Genomic DNA, 13,062 nt, shown 5'->3' on the forward strand with positions numbered 1-13,062 from the left:
ACGTGCACACCCGAGCGCGTCTTGAACGGACGAACTCAGACCGAAGGCATCGAGTTAGGCCCTTCTAGAAGCCTCATCCGGAGTCACCGCCGCCCAGATGCGGCACCAAACCCGCGCGCGATGTTCGTCATTTCACGGGGTCACCACCCGCCAGAACCACTTGAAACACCCCCACGCGACGGGCGTTCGTCTACTACTGGGCCGTTCACTCATTTGCTTCATTTGCGAACCCAGAAGACACGGCTCGGCCACACCACGGACTTGACCACCGATTGTCGCCGCTTTGGGAAGCGAGGAAGCGTCGGATACCAGTACGATGACTCGCGTGACACCGAGACTGGGCCAGGAGGCGCCGCCCGAATCACGCTGGCCGGTGGGTCTCGCTCATCCAATGCGAAGCACGGCACCTATGGACTGGCGTGACTGAGGCTGGCAAGCCGCGCGACGAGAGCATGCGGTCGTTCTACGTCTCCCTCGCGATCGTGAGCATCGCATGCGGACTCTATATGCAGAGCTCTAGCCGCCCAGGCGACGGCTACGCCGACGGCGCCGAGTTCATGCATTTCGTCATAGGTGCCGGGATCGGGCTGATGACACCGGTCGGCTGGATCGCAGCGTGGATCCTCGCGTGGCTTGGGGACAAGCTCTTCGGAACGGCAGACGCATCGGAGCCCCACTCCAACACGGTGCGGCGACCGGCGCCAACAGCTCCACCGGGATTCGAGACATTCCCTGGATCAGGACTTAACCCCGCGTGGTCTGGCTACGGCAATTGGGGCGTACAAGAGCGAATGGTAGACATCGCCCATTCTCGGCGAAATGCCGCGTATGCGGTCGGTGTCGTGTATCCGCCGCCGGAAGTCGTGTTCAAAGCATATTGGTACACGTCGGAGGCAAGTACGAAAGTTGTCGTGATTGGTGCCGACCCGTACCCGACGCCGGGCAAAGCGGACGGATTGGCCTTCAGCTCAACGGAACCGCCCCCGCCAACGTTGAGCGCAATTTTCGACGAGCTGCATCGGGATCTGGGCGGGCCACGCAGAACGCGTAGCGACCTCTCCGATTGGGCGAGGCAAGGCGTCCTCCTCCTCAATGCCAGCCTGACGGTTCAGCCAAGCCCTGACGAGTCGACTGCACGAGAGAACGCGAGACGTCACGCGCAGATCTGGCACCCTCTCATCAAGTCGACGATTGAGACTCTCAACTCACGCAACAACGGCGTCGTGTTCGTCCTGTTGGGCCAGCCTGCCCAGAGCTTCCTGCCCCTGATTTCAGCTTCGGGCCGAGCCCTGGCGACGATGCACCCTTCGCCTAGGACGAACTCAACAGTCGGCTCGTTGCCTGCCTTCTACGGATCGGGCGTGTTCTCCAAGACCAATGAGCTGCTCGTGTCAGCCGGAAAGACGCCAATCGATTGGCGAGGCCGCAGCTGAATGCCCACGCGCTCGGCCCGGCACTCAGGCTCTGACATCTGAAACTAGACTTCAAGAAATGGCCCGGGCAACTGCCAGTTGACCCGGCGGCATCGAAGCGCGCGATTAGCTTCGGAGAAACACCACGACTCCATGAACGGCGTCCGAGTCGTCTTCCGCCCACGGCTGTTTCGTGGAGATGGATGCGCCGAATGGAGCGCAATGTGAGCGTGGCTGGCATCTCCACCGACAGCATCGAAAACCTCCGCAGCCTTATCGCCCCAGAGTAAGAAGACAACACGGCGTCGACGTGCCATCACCGCTCGGAGCACATGAAGCGTGAAGTCATGCCAGTGTTGCGAGTGTCGCTTCTTGTTGGCCCGTCGCAAGACAGGGTCGGCAAGCACTGGCTCCACCGTCAGCGCACTGTTCAGCAACAGGACGCCTCGGCGCGCCCACGAAGTCAGGTCACCCCGAACGGGGCGACGGAACCTCACCTCCGGATCCCTCTCAAGGTTGTCGAAGATCCGGCTCAATGAACCGTCGACTCGGTTTCCGTTGGCGATCGAGAAAGCGAGGCCGTCGGGCTTCCCGCTCACCGGATACGGGTCCTCACCGAGGACGACTACCCGTACCTTCCGAAACGGCGTTTCGTGAAATGCGCGGAACACCAAGTCGTGCGAAGGAAGCACTTCTGCCGATGACGTGTACATCTCGGCCGTCGTGGCATTCAGCTCATCCAAGAGTTCACGCCCGAAGCCGGAAGCCATCAACGCTCGTTCCCAGTCCCGGGGAAGACAACGCGCTGTCGCTTTTGCACTCAAGTCGGTTCGCCTCTCGCGGCCACACGTGACGTGCACGCGCCTCACGTTCGTCCAAGGACAGCGTACTGACGACGCGGCGGCATGACGCGCGCCACCGACTGGGTTCGACCTAGTCCCTCGCCGTCCCGTCACCTACCCCGAGTAACATCCGCCGCATGGCTTTCATCGAGGCGTCCGGACTCGTCAAGACCTACACCCCGAAGGGGGCGCCCGTCGTGCGCGCCCTCGACGAACTCGACCTGGAGGTGCCGCAGGGCACCGTCACCGCGCTGCTCGGGCCGAACGGCGCCGGCAAGACGACGACGGTGAAGGTGCTCACCACCCTCATCCGCCCCGACTCCGGCACCGCCACGATCGACGGCGTCGACGTGCTCGACGACCCGCAGGCGATCCGCCGGATGATCGGCGCGAGCGGGCAGTACGCGGCCGTCGACGAGAACCTCACCGGCTTCGAGAACCTCGTCATGGTCGGCAAGCTCTACCACCTGGGCACCAAGGTCGCGAAGCAGCGGGCGACCGAGCTGATCGAGCTGTTCGACCTGGTCGAGTCGCAGAAGCGCCCCGTGAAGGGCTACTCGGGAGGCATGCGCCGCCGCATCGACCTGGCCGGCGCGCTCGTCATCAAACCGCCCGTGCTGTTCCTCGACGAGCCGACCACCGGCCTCGACCCGCGCAGCCGCCTGGGCCTCTGGGATGTCATCGAGACCCTCGTCTCCGACGGCACCACCGTGCTGCTCACCACCCAGTACCTGGACGAGGCCGACCGGCTCGCCGACTCCATCTCGGTCATCGACGAGGGCCGTGTCATCGCGAAGGGCACCGCCGATGAGCTCAAGTCGTCGGTGGGCGGGCAGCGCGTGGCCCTCACCGTTGTCGACCCGGCCGACGGCGCCGCCGTGCGCGACATCCTGGCGCGCTTCGGCACCGGCGAACCGGCGCTCACCGGCGGGCGCACCTGGATTGTCCCCGTCGACGACGGGCCGGCGGCGCTCAGCGCGATCGTCGGCGCCGCATCCGCCGCCGGCATCGCGCTGCACGACGCCGGCATGCGCCGCCCGACCCTCGACGACGTGTTCCTGCAGCTGACCGGGCATGTCGCCGAACAGCCCGAAGACGAGTCGACGGAGGCCCCCGCATGAGCACCCAGACGACCACCGGAACGCTGCAGGCGATCCCCGGCACCCCGCTCAGCCGATTGCTCTCCGATGGGTGGGTCATGACCTGGCGCAACATGATGAAGATCGTCCGGGTGCCCGACGTTCTGGTGTTCAGCCTCATCCAGCCGATCATGTTCGTGCTGCTGTTCAGCTACGTCTTCGGCGCCGCGATCGACATTCCCGGCGAGGGATACACCTCGTTCCTGATGGCCGGGATCTTCGCGCAGACGGTCGTGTTCGGCTCCACCTACTCCGGCTCGGCGATGGCGCAAGACCTCAAGGACGGCATCATCGACCGCTTCCGCACCCTGCCGATGAGCGGCGCGGCGGTGCTGATCGGCCGCACCAACGGCGACCTGGTCATCAACGCGCTCGCGATGACCGTGATGATGGGCACCGGATTCATCGTCGGCTGGCGCGTGAACACCTCACCGATCGAGTTCTTCGCTGCCGTCGGCCTGCTGCTGCTGTTCGCCTACGCGTTCTCGTGGGTGATGGCGTTCCTCGGCATGAGCGTCAGAAGCCCCGAGATCATCAACAACGCCTCGTTCCTGGTCCTGTTCCCGCTGACCTTCATCTCGAACGCGTTCGTGCCGAGCGAGAACCTGCCCACCCCGCTGCGCATCTTCGCCGAATGGAACCCGGTCTCGTCCCTCGTGCAGTCGGCGCGCGAGCTGTTCGGCAATGTGCCGCCCGGCACCCCGACCGGGGATGCCTGGACCGCCCAGAACCCGATCGCCACCGTGCTGATCGGCGTCGTCGTGTTGCTGCTGGTGTTCGTGCCGCTGTCGATCCGCAAGTTCGCGACGCTGTCGCGGTAGTTCAGCGTTGACTGTATGGTCAGTGCATGCTGACCATTCCGACGCGTGTTGATGTGCTCACCCGGCTGGGGCGAGCGATGGCCGATCCCAGCCGGGCGCGCATCCTGCTCGCCCTCCTCGACGGCCCCGGATACCCGGCCGAGCTGGCCCGCGACCTCGACCTCACGCGCCCCAACGTCTCGAACCACCTCAGCTGTCTGCGCGGCTGCGGCTTCGTGACCGCGACGCCGGAGGGGCGCCAGACGCGCTACGAGATCGCGGATCCGCACCTGAGTCATGCGCTCACCGACCTGCTCGCCGTGGTCGAGACGGTCGACGCGGGCGCCGCCTGCGACAACCCGAACTGCGCCGTCGACGGGTGCTGCGAGTGAGCGCCGCCGTCGCCCTGACCGACGCGCGCCGCGCCGTCCTGCAGCGCCGCATCCGCCTGATCGTCGGATTCACGATCGGCTACAACGCCATCGAAGCGGTCATCGCGATCTCCGCCGGCACCGTCGCCTCCTCCGCGGCGCTCATCGGATTCGGCCTCGACTCGGTCATCGAAGTCCTGTCGGCCGCCGCGGTCGCCTGGCAGTTCACCCGCAAGGATCCGGAGCGCTGGGAGAAGCCGACCCTGCGGGTCATCGCCGTCTCGTTCTTCGTGCTCGCCGCGTATGTCACCGTGAGCGCGGTGCTGTCGCTCGCCGGGGTGACCGAACCCGAGCACAGCACCGTCGGACTCGTGCTGACCGCGCTCAGCGTCGTCGTGATGCCGATGGTCTCGCTGCTAGAGCGCCGCGCCGGACGCGAACTCGGCTCCGCCACCGCCGTCGCCGACTCGAAGCAGACGCTGATCTGCGCCTACCTCTCCGTCGCCGTGCTGGCGGGCCTCGCGCTCAACTCGCTCTTCGGATGGGCCTGGGCCGACGCGGTGGCGGCGCTGTTCATCGCCGCCTTCGCGATCCGCGAAGGGATCGAGGCCTGGCAGGGCGACACCTGCGCGACCTCGGTGGGCATGCTGCTCGAGGATGAGGATGAGGACGCGCACGACCACGACCACGACCACGACCACGACCACGACCACGACCACGACTGAGCCTCCTCCCGTCGACAGCGTCGGCGGTCGGGCGTAGCGTGACGCGCATGCACGTCATCCTGATTCCCGGTTTCTGGCTGCAGGGCGAATCCTGGGCGCCCATCACGCCGACGCTCGTCGCGGCGGGGCACCACGTGCTCACCCCGACCCTGCCCGGCAAGGAGTCGGCCGCCGCCGACCAGGCGGGCATCGGCCTGCGCACCCACATCGAGGCGGTCGTCGCCCTGGTCGATGAGCTCACCGGACCGGTGGCGCTCGTCGGGCATTCCGGCGGCGGAGCTATCGCCCACGGCGTCGTGGATGCGCGACCCGAGCGCATCGCGCGCGTCGTCTACGTCGACTCAGGTCCGCTCGGCGAGGGCGCCGTCATCAACGACGACTTCGAGCCGGAGGGCCACGGAATCCCGCTGCCCGACTGGGGCGCCTTCGGAGACGAAGACCTCGCCGACCTCGACGAGAGCCTGCGCGCCGAGTTCCGGCGCATCGCCGTGCCCGAACCGGTGGGGGTGGCCACCGAGCCGCAGCAGCTCAGCGACGAGCGCCGCTACGACGTGCCGGTGACGGTGATCACCTGCTCCATGCCGCGCGAGCTGCTCGAGCAGTTCATCGCCGGCGGGCACCCCTATGTGGCGGAGCTCGCACGCATGCGCGACCGCGAGATCGTCGAGCTGCCGACCGGCCACTGGCCGCAGCTGACCAAGCCGCACGAGCTCGCCTCGATCATCGAGACGGCGCTGGGCTGATGCGCTGCGAGACCAGGTGGGCCTGCTCGACGAGCAGCCGACCCAGCTCGGGCTGACGCTCGGCGCGGAAGCGCGCCTCGATCCCGGTCAGGCTCAGCGCCCAGCGCGGCTCGCCCCGGTCGTCGAAGACCGCGGCGCCCATGCCCCAGCTGCCCTCCAGCACGAGCCCCGGGTTCACCGCGTAGCCGGCCTCGCGCGTCGCAGCCACCCGCTCGCGAATCGCCTCCGCCGAATGCCCCGGCCCCCACTCGCGCTCCAGCCGCGCGCGCGTCAGATACTCGTCGATCCGCTCATCCGACTCGAACGACAGGGTCACCAGACCGGCCGACGCCACCCCGAGCGGGAAGCGGACCCCCTCCGACAGCACGAACGACCGCACCGGGAAGCTGCCCTCCTCGCGCAGCAGGCAGACCGTCTCCTCGCCGCGCCGCATCGAGAAGAACGCGCTCTCGCCGGTGCGGTCCGCGAGAAGTCGCACGCTCTCCCGCGCCGCGTTGACGACGTCGTAACGCGATGCCGCAACCGTGCCGAGCAGATACGCCTCCGGCCCCAGACGCCAGTGCGTGCGGTCCTCGTCCTGGTCGAGCAGGCCGTCGGCGGCGAGCGCGCGCAGCAGTCGGTGCGCGGTCGGGCGGGTCAGCGCGGTGCGCTCGGCGACGAGCGCCGTCGTGATCCCGCCCGGTTCGTGGGCGCCGACGACGCGCAGGATCGCGCTCACCCGCCGCACGACCTGACTGCCGTGAACCTCTGCACTCATCGCCACCTCGTGCTCACATAGTAGACAGCACTCGCCCGCGTGCTCACGACCTGACGAGGTCGCGACCCCCGCGCGGCAGATGATTGACCCGGATGCTCGAAACTCCTAGCGTGGGAACGAAGATCGTCGGACAGGACAAGGAAGCCCGGTGCCCACTATGTGGTCGAACAACGAACCCGTGACTCGCAGCCGCGTCGGCGGCATCCGATGAGCGCCGTCATCGCGGGCTACGCCCGCACCCCGTTCGTTCGCTACCTCGGCGCGTTCGCCACCGTCCCCGCAACCGCCCTCGGCGGACACGCGGCCGCCGAGGCGATCTCCCGCGCCGGGCTCACCGCCCACGACATCGACCACGTCTTCGCCGGCCAGGTGCTGCAGGCCGGTGCTGGCCAGAACCCCGCCCGGCAGTCCGCCATCGCCGCCGGCCTCTCCTACGACGTCCCGGCGCAGACCCTCAACGTGGTCTGCCTCTCCGGCACGGAGGCGGTCACCGCCGCCGCGCGCCTCATCGCCACCGGCGAGGCGCGCATCGTCGTCGCGATCGGCCAGGAGTCCATGTCGCTCGCCCCGCACGTGCTGCCCGGCTCCCGCACCGGCACCCGCTACGGCGCGATCGAGCTGATCGACACCATGGAGCACGACGGCCTCACCGACGCGTTCGAGTCACGTTCGATGGGCCTCTCCACCGAGGAGCGCAACCCGGGCCTGGCCATCACGCGCGAGCAGCAGGATGAGATCGCCGCGGCCTCGCACCAGCGACTGGCCGCCTCGACCGAGTTCCTCGCCGGCGAGATCGCGCCGTTCGAGGTCACCTCCCGCCGCGGCAGCACCACCGTGGACACCGACGACGGACTCCGCGCCGACACCACCGTCGAGTCGCTCGGCGCCCTGCGCCCCGCGTTCTCGAAAGACGGCACGATCACGGCCGGCAACTCCTCGCAGATCTCCGACGGCGCCGCCGCGGTCGTGGTGATGCACGAGGACGAGGCGCGCATCCGCGGCATCCACCCGCTCGCGCGCATCCTCGCGCACGCCTTCGTCGCCGGCCCCGACGTCACCCTGCACTCGCAGCCCGCCCGCGCCATCGAGTCGGCGCTCGCCCGCACCGACTTCGCCGCCGACGAGCTCGCGGCGATCGAGATCAACGAGGCCTTCGCCGCGGTCTCCGTGCAGTCGACGCGCGTGCTCGGCGTCGACCCCGCGCTCGTCAACGCGCACGGCGGCGCCATCGCGCTCGGCCACCCGATCGGCGCCTCCGGCACCCGCATCGTCGGGCACCTCGCCCGGCGTCTGGGCGCCGCCGGCACCGGCTCGGTCGGCGCGGCGGGCATCTGCGGCGGCGGCGGTCAGGGCTCGGCGATCATCCTCGAAGCGCTCTGAGCCCGCACCGCGAGGCGGCCCAGGTGCTCGCCGAGCGTGCCCGCTAGCATCGACCCGTGGATCCGATCTCTCTCAGCTTCGCGGGCATCGTCCCGCTCATCATCTTCATCATCACGCTCGTCTCGATCGTCAAGAATCCGAATCACGGTTTCTTCGGCAAGGTGATCTGGACGCTCGTGGCGTTCTTCCTCAGCATCCTCGGCTCGATCCTGTGGCTGATCTTCGGACGCGGGAAGGTCACGCGCTGAGAGTCGCCATCGTCGGCGGCGGGGTCATCGGCCTGAGCTGCGCACTCGAACTCCGCGACGCCGGTCACGACGTCACGGTGCTCGCGCGCGACGAGCTCGGCGACACCACGTCCGCTCGGGCCGGAGCCGTCTGGTTCCCGTTCCGCGCCGCGCCCGCCGATCGCGTGCTCGCCTGGGGTGCACGCACCTTCGAGCGCTTCGAGACGCTCGCGGCCGACCCGGCCACCGGGGTGCGGATGCAGCGCGGCCGGGTGCTGCACCGCACCCCCGCCCCTGACCTGTGGTGGACCGTCGCGGTGCCGTCGGTGACGACCATCGATGACCCCGCCGAGCTGCCCGACGGGGTGCTCTCGGCGAGCGAGTGCACGGTGCCCGTCATCGACATGTCGTACTACCTGCCCTGGCTGCAGGCCCAGTGCGACGCCCGCGGCGTCCAGACACGTCGCACCGAGATCTCGGAGCTCGACGAGGCCTTCGAGCATGGCGAGCTGGTCGTGCTCGCCGCCGGTCTGGCATCGAATGACTTCGCCGCCGACGCCGACGTCGTGCCGGTGCGCGGCCAGACGGTGCGCCTGAAGAACCCCGGCTATTTCGAGTGGACGCTCGACTACGCCAACCCCGACGGCCTCACCTATGTCATCCCCCGCCTCGACGAGATCGTGTGCGGCGGCACCGACGAGGAGGGCGAGTGGGGCCTCGACCTCGACCCGGCCGTCGAGGCGGGCGTGCTGGAGCGGGTGCGCGCGCTCATCCCGGAGCTGCGCGAGGCGCCCATCACCTCCCGTGCCGTGGGTCTTCGCCCGGGCCGCCGCGAGGTGCGCGTCGAGACGATTCCGGATGCGCAGGGTCGTCCGGTCATCCACTGCTACGGCCACGGCGGCTCGGGCGTCACCCTCTCCTGGGGCTGCGCCGAAGCCGTCACTGCACTCACCGCGCAGCTGTAGGGCGTACGCTCACGAGCAGAGAGCCGTTTCGGCTCACCAAGGAGAGCCCTCATGGGTGACAAATCCGCTCGCAAGAGCAGCCCCAAGACCGCCGCATCGAAGACGCTGAAGGAAAAGCGTCTCGCCAAGGCCGACAAGCGCGCATCGAACGCTCGCACGGCGAACACCGACGCGGTGACGAAGGCCACGAAGCACTAGGCCTCGCGTCGACTCAGCCGATTCGCCCGATGCCCGGGATGAATCGGCCGGTTCGGCGCGCGTACTCGGCGTAGCCGTCGTAGCGCTCGAGCAGCATCCGCTCCTCCCAACGCGCCTTCACCGTCAGCAGCACGACGAGCGCCACCCAGGCGGCGACGTGCCACCAGGTCGCGGCGGCGAGCATCACGCCGAGCGCCGCCAGCAGCAGACCGCTGTAGATCGGATGCCGCACCCGCCCGTACAGCCCGCTCGTCACCAGTTCCGAGCTCTCCAGCGGCACCGGGTTGGCGGTCAGCGACCGGCCGAGCCCGACGACGCCGAGCACCGCGATCACGGCTCCGGCGAGCGCGAGCGCGCCGCCGATCACGAGCGCGAGGGGTGTGCGCTCCCAGAACGGCGTCGTCCACGGCAGCAGCACGATCGCGGCCAGCAGCACGAACTGCACGCCGACGAGCGCCATGCCGATCGCCCGCCGGTTCACGGTCAGCCCTTCTTCGACGCCTTCTTCGGAGCCTTCTCCATCACCGGCGCCAGCCCGGTCGCCTCGAGGTCGCGGTAGTAGGCGCGGGCCTCCTCCTGACGCTCGTGCTCGGCGCTCGTCGCGTTCGGCGCCCGCAGGTGCTCGGGCTCGTAGCCGAACGCGTCGACCAGGTCGACGGCGTGCGGACGCAGCCGCGGCAGCAGCCGGTCGTCGATGTAGTCGGTGATGGCGCGTGCACGCGGCCCGGACAGCCGGCCGTGGAGCAGGTACCAGTCGAGGTTGTCCTCGATGAGGGTGAAGCCGAACAGGTCGCGCAGCCAGGTGAGCACCTGCTTGGTGTCGGCATCCGCCACCTCGTCGAGCGCCTCGGTGAACGCCTCCCACTCGAGCAGCTCGGAGTGGGCGCGCGCCGCGGTGATGAGGTCGTTCTGGTGGCGGTTGAACAGGGCCGCGGCCTCCTCGGCGGGCAGCTTGCCCACCTCGCGGAGGTGCCCGGCCAGCTCGGCGACCATGCTCTCGACGCGGTCGGTGAGCAGCTGACGCTGCGCGTCGGTGCCGCGCACGTAGCCGATCGAGCGGGCGGTCGAGCCGAAATCGGCGACCTTCTGCGCGAGCGCGCGCAGCCCCGAGCGGTTGATGGCGACGTCGCCGACCTGCCCGGCGACGAGTGCGGCCAGTGCGCCCGCATCCGCCTTGGCGAAGCGTCGCGCGTAGTCCGACATCAGGCGCTTGCCGACCAGCTGCAGCAGCACGTTGTTGTCGCCCTCGAAGGTGACGTAGATGTCGAAGTCGGCGCGAAGTCCGGTGAGGCGGTTCTCGGCGAGGAAGCCGGAGCCGCCGCACGCCTCGCGGCTCTCCTGCAGGATGTCGAGCGCCTTCCAGGTGCTGAAGGTCTTCAGCGCCGCGGCGAGCGTCTCGAGCTCCTGGCGGTCGTCGTCGGTGTCTTCGGCGCCGGAGAACACCGCGTGGAACTTCTCGAGCAGGGTCTCGTGCGCGAACGACATCGCGTAGGTCGCGGCGAGACGCGGCAGCAGGCGGCGCTGGTGGCGCTGGTAGTCGAGCAGCGTCACCTCGCCGCGGTCGGTGCCGTCGGCGAACTGGCGACGCGCGGCGGCGTAGCGCACCGCGATCATGAGGGCCATCTTGCTCGCGACGACGGAGGCTCCGTCGAGGGAGACACGGCCCTGCACGAGGGTGCCGATCATCGTGAAGAAGCGGCGACCGGGGCTCTCGATCGGCGAGGTGTACTGGCCTCCCTCGGCGACGTGGCCGTAGCGGTCGAGCAGGTTGGTGCGCGGGACGCGGACCTCGGTGAAGTGCAGGCGGCCGTTGTCGATGCCGTTGAGGCCGCCCTTCAGCCCGTCGTCCTCGCCGCCGACGCCGGGGAGGAATCCGTTCTCGTCGCGGATCGGCACGTAGAACGCGTGCACCCCGTGGTTGACGCCCTTGGTGATGAGCTGCGCGAACACGACGGCGGCGGTGCCGTGCAGGGCGGCGTTGCCGAGGTAGTCCTTCCACGCGGCGCGGAACGGCGTGTGGATGACGAACTCGTCGGCGGCCTCGTCGTAGGTGGCGGTCGTGCCGATCGAGGCGACGTCGGAGCCGTGACCGGTCTCGGTCATCGCGAAGGCGCCGGGAACCTCGAGGCTGAGGGCCGCGGGCAGGAAGCGCTCGTGGTGGCTCTCGGTGCCGAGGTGCAGAATCGCCGAGGCGAACAGGCCCCACTGCACGCCGGACTTGATCTGCAGCGAGGGGTCGGCGGTGACGATCTCCTCGAAGGCGGCGAGGAACCCGCCGTGGTCGTCGTCGCCGCCGAACTTCTTCGGGAAGGCGCGGTGCACGGAGCCGTTCTCGACCAGCAGCTTCAGCTGGCCGAGCACGCGCTCGCGGTGCTCATCCATGCCGAGCGCGGGGTCGCGCCACATCGCCGGGTTCTTCATGAACTCGCGCGAGCGGCGGCGGGCCTCGGCCCAGCGGCCGAGCAGCTGCTCCCCGAGCGCGGCGACGTCGACGTTCAGAGCGCTCGTCTCGATCGCGCTCGTCTCGGTGTTCTCGAAACCATTTGCGTCCGCAGCGGCGGGACGATCGACCAGATCGGTCATGACACACAACTCCCTCGTGAGGTCCTGACGTGAGGCTACGTCCGGCGCCTGCAAACGTCGAGAGAGTCGTTGTCGGGTGACGAAGGCGCGGCGCGAGATCGTTCGGCTCCTTGTCGGGAACCCACAATCGACCGGCGATCCCTGTGGCAGGACCCGCCAGTCTGAACGCGCCGCGCGCCGGGCGTCAGGCCGTGGCGTCGCCGTCGCGGCGGCCGTAGTTCGGCGTCGTGAACGCGCGGTCCCACGGCGCCCCCGGAGCGAGCAGCTCGCGCCACGGAGCCACCTCGACGTACAGCACGCGCATCGCGTCGAGCGCGTTGTCGTGGAGCGATTTGCCGTCGGTCGAGACCGCGTCCTCGGGGACGGCGATCTCGAAGTTCTTCATCATCCCGGTGCGCGACGTCGTCTCGACGCACACGTTGGTCTGCAGGCCCGCGACGACCAGACGGCGCACGTCGAGGTTGCGAAGGATCGTGTCGAGGTCGGTCTGGAAGAAGGCATCCCACCGGTGCTTCTCGATCACGATGTCGCCCGGCTGCGGCGCGACCGCGTCGAGGATCTGCGACGACCAGTCATTCGGCTCGACGACCGGGCCGTCGGCGGCGTCCTTCAGGGACTCGGCGAGGCGGCGGATGCTGGGCGGCGTGTCGGCGCCGTCGGGCCGGCTCACCTGTCGCGTGTAGATGATCGGGATGCCCTTCGAGCGGGCGTCGGCGAGGAGCGCGGCGCACTCGGCGACGACGGCCTCGAAGTTCCAGATCGGCGGCCAGCCGTAGGCGTCGCGTCGGTCCTGCTCGAGGTACATGTTCTGCATGTCGATCATCACGACGGCAGTCCGGTCGCTCATGGTGGCTCTCGCTTTCTTCTTCAATGTAGTGTGAAGCCGTACTCCAATACTGTTGTACAGTATAGGTGTTTCC

Annotated in this window: 15 protein-coding genes; 10 read left to right on the forward strand and 5 right to left on the reverse strand. The window is 68.8% G+C overall.

Going from position 1 to position 13,062, the window contains the following annotated elements:
• Nucleotides 1-419 precede the first annotated feature (419 nt).
• Nucleotides 420-1,433: a uracil-DNA glycosylase gene (locus AC0L6Y_RS11335; protein WP_473552410.1), complete on the forward strand. Its 1,014-nt coding sequence runs from the start codon at nt 420-422 to the stop codon at nt 1,431-1,433.
• Between the two features lie 44 nt (nt 1,434-1,477).
• Here the strand turns inward: AC0L6Y_RS11335 and AC0L6Y_RS11340 are convergent, their stop codons facing one another.
• Nucleotides 1,478-2,182, reverse strand: coding sequence for a uracil-DNA glycosylase (locus AC0L6Y_RS11340; RefSeq protein WP_473552412.1), 705 nt, complete (start codon nt 2,180-2,182; stop codon nt 1,478-1,480).
• Between the two features lie 209 nt (nt 2,183-2,391).
• Between AC0L6Y_RS11340 and AC0L6Y_RS11345 the strand changes: the two genes are divergently transcribed.
• Genes AC0L6Y_RS11345 through AC0L6Y_RS11365 form a run of 5 tightly spaced genes read left to right on the forward strand, consistent with a single transcriptional unit; the run spans nt 2,392 to nt 6,032 of the window.
• Nucleotides 2,392-3,375, forward strand: coding sequence for an ATP-binding cassette domain-containing protein (locus AC0L6Y_RS11345; protein ID WP_473552414.1), 984 nt, complete (start codon nt 2,392-2,394; stop codon nt 3,373-3,375).
• Nucleotides 3,372-4,214 (forward strand): ABC transporter permease, encoded by an 843-nt coding sequence (locus AC0L6Y_RS11350; RefSeq protein ID WP_473552417.1) that lies wholly within the window; start codon nt 3,372-3,374, stop codon nt 4,212-4,214. Before AC0L6Y_RS11345 ends, AC0L6Y_RS11350 begins: the two co-directional genes overlap by 4 nt.
• 26 nt (nt 4,215-4,240) lie before the next feature.
• Nucleotides 4,241-4,585 carry a Cd(II)/Pb(II)-sensing metalloregulatory transcriptional regulator CmtR gene (gene cmtR / locus AC0L6Y_RS11355; protein WP_473552419.1) on the forward strand — a complete coding sequence of 115 codons (345 nt, stop codon included), beginning with the start codon at nt 4,241-4,243 and terminating at the stop codon, nt 4,583-4,585.
• Nucleotides 4,573-5,289 (forward strand): cation efflux transmembrane domain-containing protein, encoded by a 717-nt coding sequence (locus AC0L6Y_RS11360; RefSeq protein ID WP_473552421.1) that lies wholly within the window; start codon nt 4,573-4,575, stop codon nt 5,287-5,289. The genes cmtR and AC0L6Y_RS11360 overlap by 13 nt, the downstream gene beginning before the upstream one ends.
• 47 nt (nt 5,290-5,336) lie before the next feature.
• Nucleotides 5,337-6,032, forward strand: a complete 696-nt coding sequence (locus AC0L6Y_RS11365) for an alpha/beta fold hydrolase (RefSeq protein WP_473552423.1) — start codon at nt 5,337-5,339, stop codon at nt 6,030-6,032.
• Here AC0L6Y_RS11365 and AC0L6Y_RS11370 read toward each other — a convergent pair.
• Nucleotides 6,010-6,789 carry an IclR family transcriptional regulator gene (locus AC0L6Y_RS11370; RefSeq protein WP_473552425.1) on the reverse strand — a complete coding sequence of 260 codons (780 nt, stop codon included), beginning with the start codon at nt 6,787-6,789 and terminating at the stop codon, nt 6,010-6,012. The genes AC0L6Y_RS11365 and AC0L6Y_RS11370 overlap by 23 nt on opposite strands.
• 207 nt (nt 6,790-6,996) lie before the next feature.
• Here AC0L6Y_RS11370 and AC0L6Y_RS11375 point away from each other — a divergent pair, with 207 nt between their 5' ends.
• Genes AC0L6Y_RS11375 through AC0L6Y_RS11390 form a run of 4 tightly spaced genes read left to right on the forward strand, consistent with a single transcriptional unit; the run spans nt 6,997 to nt 9,559 of the window.
• A complete protein-coding gene (locus AC0L6Y_RS11375) occupies nt 6,997-8,169 on the forward strand; it encodes an acetyl-CoA C-acyltransferase (protein ID WP_473552426.1) in 1,173 nt (390 codons plus the stop codon).
• A 56-nt stretch (nt 8,170-8,225) separates the two neighbouring features.
• Entirely contained in the window at nt 8,226-8,417 is a 192-nt protein-coding gene (locus tag AC0L6Y_RS11380) for a PLDc N-terminal domain-containing protein (RefSeq protein ID WP_473552428.1), read from the forward strand.
• Complete coding sequence (locus tag AC0L6Y_RS11385; protein WP_473552430.1) at nt 8,381-9,361, forward strand: FAD-dependent oxidoreductase; 981 nt, start codon at nt 8,381-8,383, stop codon at nt 9,359-9,361. The genes AC0L6Y_RS11380 and AC0L6Y_RS11385 overlap by 37 nt, the downstream gene beginning before the upstream one ends.
• Nucleotides 9,362-9,412: 51 nt before the next feature.
• Nucleotides 9,413-9,559 carry a hypothetical protein gene (locus AC0L6Y_RS11390; RefSeq protein ID WP_473552432.1) on the forward strand — a complete coding sequence of 49 codons (147 nt, stop codon included), beginning with the start codon at nt 9,413-9,415 and terminating at the stop codon, nt 9,557-9,559.
• A 13-nt stretch (nt 9,560-9,572) separates the two neighbouring features.
• Here AC0L6Y_RS11390 and AC0L6Y_RS11395 read toward each other — a convergent pair whose 3' ends face one another.
• The 3 genes from AC0L6Y_RS11395 to AC0L6Y_RS11405 form a co-directional block, all read right to left on the reverse strand.
• Nucleotides 9,573-10,040, reverse strand: coding sequence for a methyltransferase family protein (locus tag AC0L6Y_RS11395; protein WP_473552434.1), 468 nt, complete (start codon nt 10,038-10,040; stop codon nt 9,573-9,575).
• Between the two features lie 2 nt (nt 10,041-10,042).
• Nucleotides 10,043-12,142, reverse strand: coding sequence for an acyl-CoA dehydrogenase family protein (locus AC0L6Y_RS11400; RefSeq protein WP_473552437.1), 2,100 nt, complete (start codon nt 12,140-12,142; stop codon nt 10,043-10,045).
• 184 nt (nt 12,143-12,326) lie between these two features.
• Nucleotides 12,327-12,989, reverse strand: a complete 663-nt coding sequence (locus AC0L6Y_RS11405; RefSeq protein ID WP_473552439.1) for a cysteine hydrolase family protein — start codon at nt 12,987-12,989, stop codon at nt 12,327-12,329.
• Nucleotides 12,990-13,062: the final 73 nt, after the last annotated feature.

Source organism: Pseudolysinimonas sp. 10J20-29 (genome assembly GCF_055809595.1).